The sequence below is a fragment of the Nostoc sp. genome (assembly GCF_036917755.1).
Classification (GTDB): domain Bacteria; phylum Cyanobacteriota; class Cyanobacteriia; order Cyanobacteriales; family Nostocaceae; genus Nostoc.
Genome location: NZ_JBALFC010000156.1, coordinates 15,384 through 29,975, shown reverse-complemented (window position 1 = coordinate 29,975; position 14,592 = coordinate 15,384). Strand labels below are relative to the sequence as shown.

At 42.3% G+C, this 14,592-nt stretch carries 16 protein-coding genes; 9 read left to right on the top strand and 7 right to left on the bottom strand.

The features are described from left to right. Positions 1–13 precede the first annotated feature (13 nt). Together V7L05_RS33040 and V7L05_RS33035 are read left to right on the top strand one after the other, a co-directional pair. The gene (locus V7L05_RS33040) at positions 14–247 is read left to right on the top strand and encodes a DUF433 domain-containing protein (RefSeq protein ID WP_335170503.1); all 234 of its coding nucleotides are present in this window, start codon (positions 14–16) and stop codon (positions 245–247) included. Continuing rightward, complete coding sequence (locus tag V7L05_RS33035) at positions 247–591, top strand: DUF5615 family PIN-like protein (RefSeq protein WP_335170502.1); 345 nt, start codon at positions 247–249, stop codon at positions 589–591. Before V7L05_RS33040 ends, V7L05_RS33035 begins: the two co-directional genes overlap by 1 nt. 157 nt (positions 592–748) lie before the next feature. Here V7L05_RS33035 and V7L05_RS33030 read toward each other — a convergent pair whose 3' ends face one another. The 5 genes from V7L05_RS33030 to V7L05_RS33010 form a co-directional block, all read right to left on the bottom strand. Then, a complete protein-coding gene (locus V7L05_RS33030; protein WP_335170501.1) occupies positions 749–1,261 on the bottom strand; it encodes a hypothetical protein in 513 nt (170 codons plus the stop codon). A 34-nt stretch (positions 1,262–1,295) separates the two neighbouring features. Beyond that, the gene (locus V7L05_RS33025) at positions 1,296–1,739 is read right to left on the bottom strand and encodes a hypothetical protein (RefSeq protein WP_335170517.1); all 444 of its coding nucleotides are present in this window, start codon (positions 1,737–1,739) and stop codon (positions 1,296–1,298) included. 68 nt (positions 1,740–1,807) lie between these two features. Then, positions 1,808–2,497, bottom strand: coding sequence for a hypothetical protein (locus V7L05_RS33020; protein WP_335170500.1), 690 nt, complete (start codon positions 2,495–2,497; stop codon positions 1,808–1,810). Between the two features lie 92 nt (positions 2,498–2,589). Further along, entirely contained in the window at positions 2,590–3,318 is a 729-nt protein-coding gene (locus V7L05_RS33015) for a Uma2 family endonuclease (protein ID WP_335170499.1), read from the bottom strand. Positions 3,319–3,347: 29 nt separating this feature from the next. Continuing rightward, positions 3,348–3,992, bottom strand: coding sequence for a restriction endonuclease subunit R (locus tag V7L05_RS33010; RefSeq protein WP_335170498.1), 645 nt, complete (start codon positions 3,990–3,992; stop codon positions 3,348–3,350). Positions 3,993–4,221: 229 nt separating this feature from the next. Between V7L05_RS33010 and acs the strand changes: the two genes are divergently transcribed. The 3 genes from acs (at position 4,222) to V7L05_RS32995 (ending at position 8,015) form a co-directional block, all read left to right on the top strand. Next, positions 4,222–6,195 carry an acetate--CoA ligase gene (gene acs, locus V7L05_RS33005; protein WP_335170497.1) on the top strand — a complete coding sequence of 658 codons (1,974 nt, stop codon included), beginning with the start codon at positions 4,222–4,224 and terminating at the stop codon, positions 6,193–6,195. 499 nt (positions 6,196–6,694) lie between these two features. Further along, positions 6,695–7,030 (top strand): XisI protein, encoded by a 336-nt coding sequence (locus tag V7L05_RS33000; RefSeq protein ID WP_335170496.1) that lies wholly within the window; start codon positions 6,695–6,697, stop codon positions 7,028–7,030. Between the two features lie 304 nt (positions 7,031–7,334). Beyond that, on the top strand, positions 7,335–8,015 hold the full coding sequence (locus V7L05_RS32995) for a tetratricopeptide repeat protein (protein ID WP_335170494.1): 681 nt from the start codon (positions 7,335–7,337) through the stop codon (positions 8,013–8,015). A gap of 12 nt (positions 8,016–8,027) precedes the next feature. Here V7L05_RS32995 and V7L05_RS32990 read toward each other — a convergent pair whose 3' ends face one another. Together V7L05_RS32990 and V7L05_RS32985 are read right to left on the bottom strand one after the other, a co-directional pair. Further along, positions 8,028–8,672, bottom strand: coding sequence for a response regulator transcription factor (locus tag V7L05_RS32990; protein WP_335170493.1), 645 nt, complete (start codon positions 8,670–8,672; stop codon positions 8,028–8,030). A gap of 2 nt (positions 8,673–8,674) precedes the next feature. Next, complete coding sequence (locus V7L05_RS32985) at positions 8,675–9,895, bottom strand: sensor histidine kinase (protein ID WP_335170492.1); 1,221 nt, start codon at positions 9,893–9,895, stop codon at positions 8,675–8,677. A gap of 709 nt (positions 9,896–10,604) precedes the next feature. Between V7L05_RS32985 and V7L05_RS32980 the strand changes: the two genes are divergently transcribed. The 4 genes from V7L05_RS32980 (at position 10,605) to V7L05_RS32965 (ending at position 14,364) form a co-directional block, all read left to right on the top strand. Then, positions 10,605–10,970 (top strand): hypothetical protein, encoded by a 366-nt coding sequence (locus tag V7L05_RS32980; RefSeq protein WP_335170491.1) that lies wholly within the window; start codon positions 10,605–10,607, stop codon positions 10,968–10,970. Between the two features lie 158 nt (positions 10,971–11,128). After that, positions 11,129–12,409: a S41 family peptidase gene (locus V7L05_RS32975; RefSeq protein ID WP_335170490.1), complete on the top strand. Its 1,281-nt coding sequence runs from the start codon at positions 11,129–11,131 to the stop codon at positions 12,407–12,409. A 45-nt stretch (positions 12,410–12,454) separates the two neighbouring features. Then, the gene (locus tag V7L05_RS32970; protein WP_335170489.1) at positions 12,455–13,363 is read left to right on the top strand and encodes a hypothetical protein; all 909 of its coding nucleotides are present in this window, start codon (positions 12,455–12,457) and stop codon (positions 13,361–13,363) included. A 20-nt stretch (positions 13,364–13,383) separates the two neighbouring features. Continuing rightward, the gene (locus V7L05_RS32965; RefSeq protein ID WP_335170488.1) at positions 13,384–14,364 is read left to right on the top strand and encodes an RpoD/SigA family RNA polymerase sigma factor; all 981 of its coding nucleotides are present in this window, start codon (positions 13,384–13,386) and stop codon (positions 14,362–14,364) included. Positions 14,365–14,592: the final 228 nt, after the last annotated feature.

The following is a 14,592-nucleotide window of genomic DNA, read 5'->3' as shown; positions in this document are numbered from 1 at the left end:
ATGGTAAGAGTTTATGGATAACACACTTCTACAAAGCATTACTCATAATCCAAATATCTGCCACGGTAAACCCTGTATTCGAGGACTTCGTTATCCAGTTGAGTTTATTTTGGAACTGCTCAGTTCTGGTATGAGTACTGAAGAAATATTGAAAGATTATGACGATTTAGAATCTGAAGATATTTTGGCTGTTTTGTTATTTGCTGCTCGACTGAGCCAAGTCAAAAGCATTGATCGAATTGCCTGATGAAATTTCTTGTCGATGCTCAGTTACCAGTTCGTCTTGCCCGTTTTCTCAAAACTTTAGGTTATGACACGCTCCACACCAGAGACTTACCAGGAGAAAATGCTACGCCAGATAATGAGATAAATGCCGTATCAATTCAACAGAATCGAATTTTAATTACTAAAGATGTGGATTTTGTCAACTCTTTTTTAACAGTTCAGCAACCTTATAAACTACTTTTAATCACGACAGGTAATATCAATAATTCAAATTCCTATAATCTCTCATCTTTACCAGAGATAGTGCGGATGTGTTTATTACAGTGGATCGGAATCTGCCATTTCAACAAAATTTGGCAGTTCTAGATTTAGCTGTTTTAGTGTTGCAAGCACCGTCGAATCGATTAGCAGATATGAGCGTGCTGATTCCTAAAATTTAGGCAATTGTTGACACAGCACCAAAGGGTACAGCTACAGTGGTGAGTGAATAAAATATCATCTAGGTATTGAGCCGACACCGAAATCAAGATTGTGAAATTGACTCGGAACCAACAAAGACCGTTGGAATGGCCATCACCATCAACATTACTAAGTTAGCAACCCAAAACAACACAACAACGCCAAAACCCACCAATGTCAAATAGGAAAATGTTAATTGCGTGAATCCATCCAGCAGTTGCCACAACCGAAAAGCTGTGTAGAAAAAACCAATGGGTACAACAATACTTGGCACCAGCCAGCGACTAAAGACACCTTCGCTCAGGAGTTGCACGGCTACTATCAATAGGTAACTCCCCCAGAATACCCATGAAGATGGTTGCCTCCAAGCCGGAACTAACAAGCATATAGGTAACAAAACTCCAGCAACCAAGGCTAACTTGACCCACCATCGCAGAAATTGCCATTGCTTCTCACTAAACCCAATTTCTGCCGTAAAGGGTAAACGTCGAGCTTTAACGCCAAAACCATAGTCAATAGCTAGCAGGGTTGTAATCAGAATAGAAAGGGTAAGAATCAATCCATTATTAACTGCCATCTGCTCTTAGACCTAATACAGTCAACTAAAAATTTCACAAAATATCTGCCAACTTTACCAGCAGAGTATTTGCTAAATCAAATAACCTGATGTCATCTGTATCAACACTATTTCCTTCACTAGCTAACAAGTTTCTCACAGAAGATAACCTGTCATTGGTTTCAGAAATTCTCCAATGTTCTTCTAAGTTTACTGCGAAATCAAACAGCGATCGCTCTCCTAAATGCTGTCTTACCTTCACAGCTACACTATCATTACTTACCAAAAATTCTTTAATAGCATCTAATCGATAATTACCTAATATTTCGTCATGTCCCCACGTTTCCAGCCAGTCTCCATCGACATCTTCAACGTAAAAATTGACAAAATCAACCCCGTAAGTTAGCCAGCTTTGCTGCATTTGTCGGGCTGTTTCTAAAGCTTCCGCAAATGTATCTACTTGATTGTTGCAGCTGTGAATTTCTCTTTGATTAACCATAAAAGCTGTAATTAGCAGGTAAGGATCTAGGCTATAATCCAAATCTGGAATATCCAATTCCAGAAAATTCACGAAAATTTTAAATATTTGCCACCACAAAGGTAATCACTGTTATACAGTGCCACGTTGACTAACTGATTGACAAAATTAGCGTCCTTGGGATTGTAACTTAAGAATAGTCCTCTCTCGATTTCCCACGATCGCAGTGTATTTTGCCAAGCTTGGTACTTTTGTTGATTAAGTTCTTCAGAGACACTGGTGATTTGAATGCACAGTGGTTGATTGTTCCGACTAACAATTAAATCTGTTGCCATAGAAAGGTCGGCAATATAACGCTGCCAAAAACTACCTTCTCGACTGACAATATCTTGAGCGATTAATTTAATGATATCATCATCAAGCTGATTAAATTCGCCTGCCATTAATTTTTGTTTCCAAATATAAAACTTGGAGTCACTTGCATTGAACCATCTGGGAAAGAGATAAGCATACCAATATCTCTCAATGGGCGTCATTTGCTCGAACTTTGCTTTTTGTTCTTCTTCTGAAGGTAAGGATTTGATTATCAGCCAAATTGTAGAATCCGTAATCACCTCTAGCAGAAAGGCAATGACAAAAGGTTTTGCAGTCAGGGAACCTGGCTTAATATTCTTTACCCAACGATTAATTTCATCTAATCTTCTCGCTAAATTATGATCTATCGAGGAGGCTTGCTCGATAAGGGACTTTAGCTTCTCCTTAATCTCTTTAGCTTGCAAACGATGCCCTACTTTCAGAAGATAACGCTTTTTTCACACATTTATAACTAAATTTTAACTTGAAAATGTCTTTACTTAATTTCCTGATGTCATTAAATATTCTCTAGGTCGATGCCCTGTATACGTAAGACCTCCCGCAGTCGAGCAATTTCTTGTTCTGCTTGTTGGGCGCGTTCTTCTGCTTGTTGGGCGCGTTCGTCTGCTTGTTGGGCCAGTTCTTCAGATGATAGTATTAATTGATTTTCAGTAGTGAAGAATCTTAATTTATTTTCATAAACTCCCAAATAAAGTTCTAGCTGCTGACTCCACAAACGTCCATCAGTGGTAGGTTGAATTTCTTGATACTTACCATCTACTAAATGAAATCCCTGAAGTTCCACTGTTACAGGATGAAACCAGAAATAATCTGGTGTACGGAAAGTATCCTGATAAACTTGTTTTTTTAAGCCTTTATCAACTGCTGCCGTTGAATTCCACAAAATCTCGATAATTAAATTTGGATACTTGCCGTCTTCTTGCCAAACTACCCAACTCTTACGGTCTTTTTTCTGGGTTCCCAAAACTACAAAAAAGTCTGGCCCGCGGAAATCTTCTGATTTCTTTTGGTTAGGACTGTAGTAAATCGTCAAATTGCCAGAAGCATAGAAATCTTGCCTCTGTCGCCACCATAATTTAAGTATGCGAATCAGCAGATCGATTTGGTCACGATGCAGGTCACTTTCCAAGGGTGGTTCGTCACTAAATATATCGCCAGGAGGAAAAATCACTTCGTCCTCTGAAGTATCATCAGAGACAAATTCTATGGTAGCAGGTTCAGACATCAGCGATCGCTCCGCGATTTACATTCATTTTACTGAAAATTCGGTAACTTGCAGATAGCTTTGCAAACTTGTAATAACTCGATTGCACCTGGGGATTCATTCAGACTTAATAATGGCATTAACTGATAAGTTGGCTGCTGTTGATGTCTTAAACAAACAAATTGATAACGCAGTCCGTTAGTTACCAGTCCCCAAACTGATGGTTGCTGTTCTAAACTTTTAAAAGCATAAGTGAGTAATTGAGGCAAACCCTCACCCACTTCGACCGCACTGTTTTTCGTTTCAATCACTACAACCCAAAAAGGCGGTGCAATATTAGTTTGAGGACTGTTGATTGCTAAAATATCCATCCGTCCGGTAATTCTTCTGTCTTCATCTTCGACTGCGATCGCAATGCTATCTTCCATTGTCAACCGAATCGGCACATCGTAAAACCCAGCTAACCGCATTAATGGTGCGATCGTTAAAAATTTAACTAAACCTTCAGAAATTTTACCAAGCCTGAGATAACGATGGAAGTCATTTCTAATTCGCAATAAATCCTGCTGTTCAAACTCTGTCAACGGTTCTAAATTTAAGAAGTCTGTGAATGAACCAGTTGAAAGCTCTTCCAGTTTGAGAAAGCGATGAACATCGTTGAGAGATAGGCTGCTAGCTTCGACCGTGAGTGTCATAGTTTCAGGCTTTGTTTGTGAAGAGTACTTACATATTGCAACATTCCCGATAGATAGGTTACAAAACCTCTTTACATTTCTTGATCGCTTGCTTTTGGTAGATGAAAATAAATGTAAACTAAATAACTCGGCAATTTCTACCCAGCTTCAGGAAAATCTAAACACTGTATAGCATAACTGGGCTAAGAATAGTTTTTAGTAACAATAGCGATCGCACTCATAACCAACTATGTCTCAACCAACTATAGAATCAATCCTGCAAGAGAACCGCTTATTTCATCCTGCCTCGGAATTCTCGCAGAAAGCCCATATCAAAAGCCTGGATGAGTATCAGCGTCTCTACGCTAAAGCTAAAGCCGATCCACAGCAATTTTGGGCAGATTTGGCTGGAACCGAATTAGAATGGTTCCAAAAATGGGATACAGTATTAGATTGGCAACCGCCTTTTGCTAAGTGGTTTGTTGGTGGTAAGATTAATATTTCTTACAACTGCCTTGACAGACATCTCACTACTTGGCGTAAAAATAAAGCAGCATTGATTTGGGAAGGAGAACCAGGTGATTCGCGTACCCTTACCTATGCCCAACTGCACCGGGAAGTTTGCCAGTTCGCCAATGTATTGAAGCAACTAGGTGTACAAAAAGGCGATCGCGTTGGAATCTATCTGCCGATGATTCCCGAAGCGGCGATCGCTATGTTAGCCTGTGCCAGAATCGGCGCACCCCACACTGTAGTATTTGGCGGTTTTAGTGCCGAAGCTTTGCGCGATCGCTTAATTGATGTCACAGCTAAACTGTTAATCACGGCTGATGGTGGTTGGCGCAAAGATGCGATCGTTCCTCTCAAGGAACAGGTAGATAAAGCCTTAGCTGATGGTGCTGTTCCCAGTGTCGAAAATGTCCTAGTTGTCAAGCGCACCGGACAAGAAACTGATATGCAGTTGGGGGGACGCGATCATTGGTGGCATGATTTACAAAAAGGTGTATCAGCCGATTGTCCCGCCGAACCGATGGACAGTGAAGATATGCTATTTGTCCTCTACACTTCTGGCAGCACGGGCAAACCGAAGGGTATAGTGCATACAACTGCTGGTTATAATTTGTATTCCCATATAACCACCAAGTGGATATTCGACCTGCAAGACACAGATGTATATTGGTGTACTGCCGATGTAGGTTGGATTACAGGACACAGCTACATTGTCTACGGCCCCCTATCCAACGGTGCAACAACGTTGATGTATGAAGGTGCGCCCCGTGCTTCTAATCCTGGTTGTACATGGGATGTAATTGAAAAACACGGCGTTAATATTTTTTATACTGCACCTACGGCAATTCGCGCATTTATTAAGATGGGTGAACAACATCCGAATGCGCGAAACCTATCTTCATTGCGTTTGCTGGGAACCGTCGGCGAACCGATTAACCCCGAAGCTTGGATGTGGTATCAGAAAGTAATTGGTGGCGATCGCTGTCCAATTGTTGATACCTGGTGGCAAACGGAAACTGGCGGTATCATGATTACACCGCTACCAGGGGCAATTCCCACCAAACCAGGTTCGGCAACTCTTCCCTTCCCAGGAATTATCGCAGATGTGGTGGATTTAGAAGGAAACACCGTACCCAATAATGAAGGCGGTTATCTGGCGGTGCGACATCCTTGGCCAGGAATGATGCGGACAGTCTACGGCGATCCAGAACGCTTCCGCCGCACCTATTGGGAACACATTCCCCCCAAAGATGGTAATTATACTTACTTTGCTGGTGATGGCGCTAGACTTGATGAAGATGGTTACTTCTGGGTAATGGGTCGTGTAGATGACGTATTGAATGTATCAGGACACCGACTCGGTACAATGGAAGTAGAATCAGCCTTAGTTTCTCACCCAGCAGTTGCAGAAGCGGCGGTAGTGGGTAAGCCGGATGAACTTAAGGGTGAAGAAGTAGTTGCTTTTGTGACTTTAGAAGGCACTTATCAGGGAAGTGAAGAACTGATTAAAGAACTCAAACAGCACGTTGTCAAAGAAATTGGTGCGATCGCACGTCCGGCAGAAATTCGCTTTACAGATGCTTTGCCGAAAACGCGATCGGGTAAGATTATGCGCCGATTGCTGCGGAATCTAGCTGCTGGAGAAGAAGTATCTGGGGATACTTCGACATTGGAAGATCGGAGTGTGTTGGATAAATTGCGGGAAGGGGCGTAGCAATTTTAGATTATGGAAAGGCATTTCCTATATTAGACATCTCCGAAAATGAATGTAGAGACGTAGCACTGCTACGTCTCTACAAGGGTTCTGGGTAACGCATATTTAATTTCTGGAGATGTCTATTGGAGATGCCTTTCATAACGCTTGAAATATCGTGCGTTATGCATTAATACGGTTTAGTTAAGGCTAGCACTCTTTGTCAAAGTCATTTTTTTACGAACCGCAGAGGACACAGAGAGAGAAAAAGAGAAGGAAAAAATTTCTTAACTGAACTGTATTGCGTTATGCGTGGCTATCAAACATATCCTACTATTAACTTACTTTTGATTAATTAATGCCACCAAGAGATAGCATTCACAATGAGCGAAAACTATATTTAGCAATTACAGATATTATACTATAGCAATATTTTCAATGAACCAATTGGCGAACTAGTAATTACAGAAATGCCACTGAAATTAATTATCATCAATTTACAAACAGTAGAGGTCAGACAATGGAAACCAGCACGACCTATCGAGAAATAGTCAAACAGGTAATTATACAATATGGTAAACTTCGTCCCTCGCATGGAGATATTCGACTCGACCCAATCTTTGATGAAATGCATGATAGGTATGCTTTGATGCAAGTGGGTTGGGATAGAGGACGGCGAGTTAGAGGAAATCTAATTTATATAACACTACAAAATGGTAAGGTTTATATTGAATATGATGGGATAGAACACGGCATAACCCAAGATTTGATCGCGATGGGGGTTTCTCTACCAGATATCGTTTTAGCTTTTCTGCCTGAATCAGAGCTAGCTGCTAGTACAGCGTGGCATCAATAAGCGTGCGTGTCAACTTAGAGCCAGGGCGAATAGAATAGAGCCTCCGGCACGCTGACTCGTAGCTTGCTTCTCCGTAGGAGTACGCGGCTACACAAACTCTCGTCCACCTCCGTGGACTAATACAAAATCAAGGATTCTTAACCCACGGAGGTGGGTAAAGCTTCGTGTAGACGCGGTTTCTAACCGCCCTTTTAAGGTTAAGTTGACACCCATGATCAATAAGCCACCCATTCCAAATAAATGAAAAGCGATCGCGGCTACATTTTATCATGGAGATAAGAAGATTATTGAGGCATTGAGGACGATGAAGCTGAAGAGCAAACCCAAATCAGCATTTGTTCAATCTTTTAGCGGCATGACGCTGAGTATCATCACTATAATTGGTCTATCACCATTAGTGTTAGCGGTTCCTGCAAAAGTTTCTTTGCATTCGCCTGAGGAGTCTGTTGAGAGACAACCGCAGAAAATAGCACAGTTTTCAGGCGCAGATACACCAGAGCGATCGCAGCTCCTGCAAGAAGCCAATGCTTTATACAATCAAGGAGACTTGACAGGTGCAGAGGAAAATTTACGCAAATTCATTAAAAAATCCCCAGAAGATGCCTTCGCACACTTTCAACTGGGAAACGTGCTTTTTCGGCAAAAGAAACCAGAAGAAGCAATTACCTCTTATCGAGAAGCCATTCGCCTCGAACCAAAATACGCTCTAGCTTACAATGGGGTCGGTATGGTTTATGCTAGCCAAAGTCGCTGGGAAGAAGCTATTACTGAATATCAAAAAGCTCTCGAAATTAATCCTAATTATGGCGAAGCCCTAACTAATTTTGCACTAGCATTGTGGCAAACAAATAAACGAGATGAGGCACTATCTTCTTTAGAAAAAGCTTTAAATATTTTCAAATCACAGAATAGAGGTGAAAAAGTTAAACAAGTCGAACGAATCTTGCGAGAGATCAAAACTGCTGATCAGCCTAGTGTTTCATGAAAATCATATTATTCACAATCCACCAAACAACGAATGGGCAAACAAAGCGGCTTGAGTGCGATCGCGTAAATTCAACCGACTCAGAATATTGGTAACATAATTCTTAACAGTGTTTTCGGAAAGAAACAGTGATTCGGCAATTTCCCGGTTATTGGCTCCACAAGCAATTAACCGCAATACATCTAATTCTCTGGGTGTGAGTTGCGCCAATTCTGGACGGGGTTCTACTGACGGGACAGGTGCGGCAATCGGCATGAGTGCTTTCTCAAACAATCCCGGGCCGAGTAGGGTTTGTCCCTTGTAGACGGATAGAATTGCCAACATTAATTCATCTGGTTCGGTGTCCTTGAGCAAATAGCCCTTTGCACCCAGCCGCATCGCCTGGAAAACATACTCATCATCATCGAAGGTGGTGAGGACGAGAACCTTAATCTCAGGATATTGTTGAGCGATCGCCTTTGTTGCAGCAACGCCATCCATTACCGGCATTCGGATATCCATTAGCACAATATCGGGTTGTAGTACAGCAATCACCTCGAGTGCGCGTTGCCCATTTTCCGCCTCACCGATTACCTGCATCTGGGCATTGGACTCAAGCATACTCTTAAGTCCCTGGCGAATCAGATGCTGATCGTCAACTAATAAAATCCGAATCATAGCTAAAACACCAATAGCTTTGATAGTGGCAAAGAAACAGAAATACAACAACCTGTTCCTAATTGACTGTGGAGATTCAACTGACCGCCCAGTGCAACCGCTCGTTCTCGCATCCCTTGTAGCCCAAACCCGGTTGTATTTTGAGTGGGGTTAAACCCTTTTCCATTATCTTCGATTGACAGATGAATCATCCCAGCGTGAGCCAGTAGTCCAACGGTGACACTCGTCGCCTGAGCGTGTTTGCAAATATTTGTCAACGATTCTTGCACAATGCGATAAAGAGCCGTGTTTACTTCTGTTGGTAAAGTGTAAGGTACATCAATTTTACAGGACGGTTCAATACCTGTGGTTTGCTGAAAATCTGTCAGCAGCTTTTCAATAGCTGATTTGAGAGTTTGCCCTTGCAAAGGATTGGAACGCAAAACAGAAAGCGATCGCCGAATTTCTAGCAGCGCCTCAGCCCCCTGTTGCTTTGCCTGTTTGAGAAATGTCAATGCTTTATCATTATTTGATTGCCAGAACAACAAAGTGTTATTAATCTGAATGGTTTGGGCGGCGAGAGTGTGTCCCAACCCATCATGAATTTCGCGGGCAATTCGGTTGCGTTCCTGCAAAGTTGCCTGATCTTCAATCCGTAGCGCATACTGGCACAGTTGTTGATTGATCATCTCTAATTGCTGATGGGCAATTTCTAACTGCTCTCGACTTTGGCGTTCTGCAAGCAGGGCATTAATTAACAATAAAGCGAATACTAACGTTAAGCTAAACAATAAAATATTACTTAATCGCCAATCCCAGGACATAGCGATCAGCTTCTCTGGCATAAAATTCTCAGGTACAATCGGTCTTGATAAAAGCAGTGTTCCATAACAAAGCAAAGATAAACCTAAGACAACCAACTGTCCCGATTGCTTAAATATCAGACAACTCCGCATCACCAGTACCAGACACAGCAGGAAAACGGAGCGAGTAGATAAAATATGTTGAGTCGCTGGCAGCACAATTAAAAGGAATTCCAGGGCTGTATAAAGTAATTTTGTTTCCAGCTTAAGCATTGGTAGTCTCAAGCCCATTAAACTGAAAGTTGCGATCGCCAGAACTCCTAGCAGCAACGACCAGGACAACTGAAACGGCAGCAGAACTTCCATGAATACTGCCGTGGCTAATAACAGCCATTCTAGGTAAAGCAACAGACGAAAGGATGGGTAGGTCAAGCGAACCATAGAACTGTTCCAACTCAATGGCCTTTCTGACAAAACCATAGGTATTTTCACAATTTTAGAGGGAAATAGTTGAAGAAGTCGGATATCTGGGCGCTGTGAATGATGCTGACTTTTCATGGGATCTGGAAAACCTCTCTCCTTTTAGGCTACGTGTACACACAAGTCGAAAATTCCCAATCCAAATTGACTCTACAACCCACAAACCTCACCCTCGCTTTACCCAAGGGTAAATCTGTCCCTCTCCTTAACAAGGAGAGAGACAGGTTTTGCGTAGCAGAACCAGGGTGAGGTTTTTCAAGATTTTTGGGTAATTCGATGACTTGTGTGTACACCGTAACTCCTAAAAGAAGAGAGACTTTGAATTTTCCCCCTTCCTGCATCGGGAAGTGGGTTAGGTTTTTTCACATGACGTGATAAGTCAGGTGAATGATGAAACTCTTCTCTTCTTCCTATATAACGAATCTGTCTCTAGTCTCGCTAGACCCGTTCCGACTGATTAACTATTTCTAAATTAGGAAAAAAGTCACAATGACTTGAGTACTTTTTTACTGCTTAGGTTAGGAATTCTAGCTCATGCACAAACCCATCCCAACTTTTAAGATTAACTGGTGTGAGAAAAGTAGCAACTTTTCAAACATCTTCTAAACAGTCGTAAACCGAAATTGAGTCAGAACACTCGTATTACTTACAACAAAAACAAGAGAAGTAAATGATCAAAAAACAAATAATTTTACCAACCCTTCTCCTTGCAACTATTCTGATTGGAGGAATGACAGGTTGCACCAGTTCTAAGTCTCCAGATGTGTCTCAAGGGGGCGACTCTGGGACAAAGGTATCTGATACCACAAACTCTCCGGCATCGAATACGGCGGATCGCGCCGAGAAGCGCGATGCAGTTCGCAAGCAAGTTGAGGCAGTTCTGACCCCAGATCAGGTAAAGCAATTGTCAACGAAATTGCAAAATGGTGAAAAAATGCGTAAAGCAGTGTTGAGTCTGAATCTCACTGCTGAACAGAAGACTAAAATCCAGGATATTTTTAAGACTGCCTATCCCCACCGTAAAGGGCAATCCTAAGATAATTCCTAGTAGTTTTATAAGAAGAATTCAGAATTCAGTCGTCAGAATTCAGCATGAATTATGTACGACTGAGGGTATTCAGTCTTTCACTGATTGCATTCTGAATTCTGGATTCTGGATTGTGTATTCTGTATTCTTCTTCAATAGTTAAAGTTATGTTCAAGCAAAAATTGATCGTCAAGATAGAACTCGCCGTTATAGCCGTAATCCTGACAGGAAGTAGTTTATACGCTTCAACCGCTCTAGGTAAAGCCCAACCTAGCCCCAAACAAATGGTGGATGAGGTCTGGCAAATCCTCGATAAAAATTATGTTGATGTCAGCTTTAATCATCAAGATTGGAAAGCAATTCGACAGCAGTATATTAGCCGTTCCTATAGTTCCAAGAAACAGGCTTATGGGGCGATTCAAGAAATGGTGGCTAAATTAGGCGATCGCTACACGGAGTTTTTCGACCCCCAGGAATACCAAGCCCTAAATAATGACCTTTCTGGCAATCTCAGTGGTGTCGGGCTGGAACTGGCACAGAATGAAAAAACCAAAGCCTTAACCGTTGTCGCTCCAATTGAAGGAACGCCTGCTTTTAAAGCGGGTATTTTACCCGAAGATGTAATTGTCCAAATTAACGGTCAAATAACTCAAGGAATGAAAATTGAGGATGCCGTGAAGCGGATTATCGGCCCAGTGGGAACCAAGGTAGTACTCACGATTCAACGGGGTAGCCAATCGCAAACTTTCAAACTTACCCGCGCCAATATTGCGATCCATCCTGTAACTTACAACACGCAAACAACGGCAGTGGGTAAGATTGGTTACATTCGTTTGCCAGAGTTTACGCAAACTGCGGCAGCAGAGATGCATCGGGCAATTCAAGCATTAGAAAAACAGCAGGTGCAGGGCTACGTTTTGGATCTGCGTTCCGATCCAGGTGGACTGCTGGATGCGAGTTTGCAAATTGCCAGTATGTGGTTGAAGCAAGGAGCGATCGTGTCTTTGGTAAATCGAGATCAAGTTAAAGATAGCTACAAGGCGTCGGGACATCCTCTCACCGACAAACCCTTAGTCATACTGGTCGATAAGGGATCTGCTAGCGCCAGCGAAATTCTGTCGGGAGCGCTGCAAGATGACAATCGCGCCAGGTTAGTAGGGACACGCACCTTTGGTAAAGGTTTAGTTCAATCCGTAGAGCCACTGGAGGATGGTTCAGCACTGAAACTAACGATCGCCAAATACTACACGCCGAAAGGTCGAGATATCAATCATGTCGGCATTGCACCAGATATTACTGTGGCGTTAACCGAGGCACAACAGCAAGCATTATTGCAAAACCGAACCTTGGGGACATTAGCTGATCCTCAGTACGCTAGCGCCGTTGCTGACCTGAGCAAATCGATTCAGTCCGAGGCTAATCATGTAAGTTTACAGCGTGGGCAATAAGTATACGGATACTTTTGACAATATCTAGTATCATCACTTTCAATCATGTCAACCCGCCAAGCCCAACGACTTCAAATTTGTGAACCAGTCCCAGGTCTGCAAATCCTGGTTCAACTCAGTAACACTCCCCTAGTGCGGAAAGTCATATTTACTGTTACCCGCCATCAGCTAGCGATCGTCGGGGTTGTATTTGTTGCCACCTTGGTTTTTGCTATGCGGGAAAATTCTCCCTGGCTGACAGTGCCTAAACAGGTGGCGATTGAATTCTTTTCTGCTGTATCCCAATCCCTAGCGGCTTTATTGGGGGTGTTAATTGTTTTCCTCACGTTTAATAGTCAGTTGATCGCTCAAAGGCGGCATGAAGACTACTATACACTTCAGATTCAGATTGACCAACTCATTCGTCTAACTCAGTCTCTTCCCCCCGAACTCAGTAATTTTGATCAAACTCTGATCGCGCTGATTAACTATTTAGTTCCCTTGCATTTAAAGGATTTACCAATCTGGGCAACTAGCTCCCAAGTGCTACCTTTGGACAAGCTTTTAGATAATTTCAAGAATGAACATGAATGGGCGCAAGTGCAGCAACAATCCTCCTTAGCTACCCATTTGCACCGACAACAAATTTTACTTGTCATCAATAACATGGAAGAAATCCTAGAGGGATTTTCCCGGCTTTACAATCGCATCCTAGAGATGAGCCGTTTCATTCTGGCGATCGTCAAATTGTCCTTTCTCTTGGGAGTTTCACTGCTGTTTTTGCTGTTATTTGGGATTATCGATTTGCAAAGGAAGTTTCCCGATCTCAGCCTACCTGTAACTGTTTCTCTAGCAATTTGGGTGTTGATTGCTCTTTTAGAGCTAGTGCTTGATACCTGGTTTTTATATAAAAACCTTTATGGATCGTCGAGTCACTATCTCCGGTTTTTCGCTAATACAAAATACCCTATTTAATAGGCGGAGGCTAACTTACTATGAGTAACTTAACATTCCCAGATACCAAAGCTAGTAACACAACCAAAGCATCTCAATCTCCAACTGATACAGTACGTAGCTATCTTCAACAAATTGGACGGATACCTCTATTAAACCACGAGCAAGAAATTCTTTTTGCCCAACAAATTCAGCAGATGATCACAATACTTGCTGAATCAAAAAAACTGGCTGTGAAATTAAAGCGTACACCCACACTATCAGAATGGGCTAACCAGATGCAGTTAAGTGAACAGGAACTACTTCAGCAGCTAAATCAAGGGAAAAAAGCCAAGCAGAAAATGATCGCGGCTAATCTTCGGTTGGTGGTATCAATTGCCAAGCAATATCAGAGACGTAACTTAGAGTTTATGGACTTAATTCAAGAAGGTACTTTGGGTTTGGAGAGAGGGGTTGAGAAATTCAATCCGGCTCTAGGATACAAGTTTTCAACCTACGCTTACTGGTGGATTCGTCAAGGAATTACCAGAGCGATCGCCGAGCAAGGGCGCGTGATTCGATTACCCATTCACATCAATGAAAAGTTAAACAAAATTAAGCGTGTTCAGCGAGAATTATCTCAAAAACTGGGTCGCATTCCCACCAGTGCAGAAATTGCTCATGCACTTTCTTTAGAGCCTAGTCAGATTCGAGAATTTCTGCTTTTGGCTCGTCAAACTCTCTCCCTCGATATTCGAGTTGGGCCAGAAAAAGATACAGAATTACAAGATTTAATCAGAGATTACAGATATTCTGATAATGGCTATACCACCGAGGAATCTCTCAATCAGGACGTTGAAAATTTATTGTCAAATCTGCCTATACAACAACAAGAAATATTAAGGTTGCATTTTGGTTTGACTGACGGTAACGAACTTTCTCTAGAACAGATTGCTCAACGTATGGGTATTAGTCGGGAACGAGTCCGGCAGATAGAAAAACAAGCTCTCAAACTTTTACATCGGCAGCTAAGTAAGTCTTGAAGAAGAATTCAGAAGTCAGAATTCAGGAGCAAAGCCGGAAACGCTCCTCGGCTTGGCGTCAGAATCAATCAGTAGGGGATTCAGACCCGCCACTGATAGCGCAGAGGTAGTCAGTCCGCGAGCGTCTTGAAGACCACCAAATTTTCAATTTGGTGGGGGTCTTAAATCCGGTTATTCATCCGCCAGTCGTATAGAATACCCAACTGAATTCTGACTCCTGACTCCTGT

Excerpts from the sequence above, each read along its gene's own strand:
- V7L05_RS33040 (WP_335170503.1), top strand. The coding sequence starts at position 14 with ATGGATAACACACTTCTACAAAGCATTACTCATAATCCAAATATCTGC.
- V7L05_RS33035 (WP_335170502.1), top strand. The coding sequence starts at position 247 with ATGAAATTTCTTGTCGATGCTCAGTTACCAGTTCGTCTTGCCCGTTTT.
- V7L05_RS33030 (WP_335170501.1), bottom strand. The coding sequence starts at position 1,261 with ATGGCAGTTAATAATGGATTGATTCTTACCCTTTCTATTCTGATTACA.
- V7L05_RS33025 (WP_335170517.1), bottom strand. The coding sequence starts at position 1,739 with ATGGTTAATCAAAGAGAAATTCACAGCTGCAACAATCAAGTAGATACA.
- V7L05_RS33015 (WP_335170499.1), bottom strand. The coding sequence starts at position 3,318 with ATGTCTGAACCTGCTACCATAGAATTTGTCTCTGATGATACTTCAGAG.
- V7L05_RS33010 (WP_335170498.1), bottom strand. The coding sequence starts at position 3,992 with ATGACACTCACGGTCGAAGCTAGCAGCCTATCTCTCAACGATGTTCAT.
- acs (WP_335170497.1), top strand. The coding sequence starts at position 4,222 with ATGTCTCAACCAACTATAGAATCAATCCTGCAAGAGAACCGCTTATTT.
- V7L05_RS33000 (WP_335170496.1), top strand. The coding sequence starts at position 6,695 with ATGGAAACCAGCACGACCTATCGAGAAATAGTCAAACAGGTAATTATA.
- V7L05_RS32995 (WP_335170494.1), top strand. The coding sequence starts at position 7,335 with ATGAAGCTGAAGAGCAAACCCAAATCAGCATTTGTTCAATCTTTTAGC.
- V7L05_RS32990 (WP_335170493.1), bottom strand. The coding sequence starts at position 8,672 with ATGATTCGGATTTTATTAGTTGACGATCAGCATCTGATTCGCCAGGGA.
- V7L05_RS32985 (WP_335170492.1), bottom strand. The coding sequence starts at position 9,895 with ATGGTTCGCTTGACCTACCCATCCTTTCGTCTGTTGCTTTACCTAGAA.
- V7L05_RS32980 (WP_335170491.1), top strand. The coding sequence starts at position 10,605 with ATGATCAAAAAACAAATAATTTTACCAACCCTTCTCCTTGCAACTATT.
- V7L05_RS32975 (WP_335170490.1), top strand. The coding sequence starts at position 11,129 with ATGTTCAAGCAAAAATTGATCGTCAAGATAGAACTCGCCGTTATAGCC.
- V7L05_RS32970 (WP_335170489.1), top strand. The coding sequence starts at position 12,455 with ATGTCAACCCGCCAAGCCCAACGACTTCAAATTTGTGAACCAGTCCCA.
- V7L05_RS32965 (WP_335170488.1), top strand. The coding sequence starts at position 13,384 with ATGAGTAACTTAACATTCCCAGATACCAAAGCTAGTAACACAACCAAA.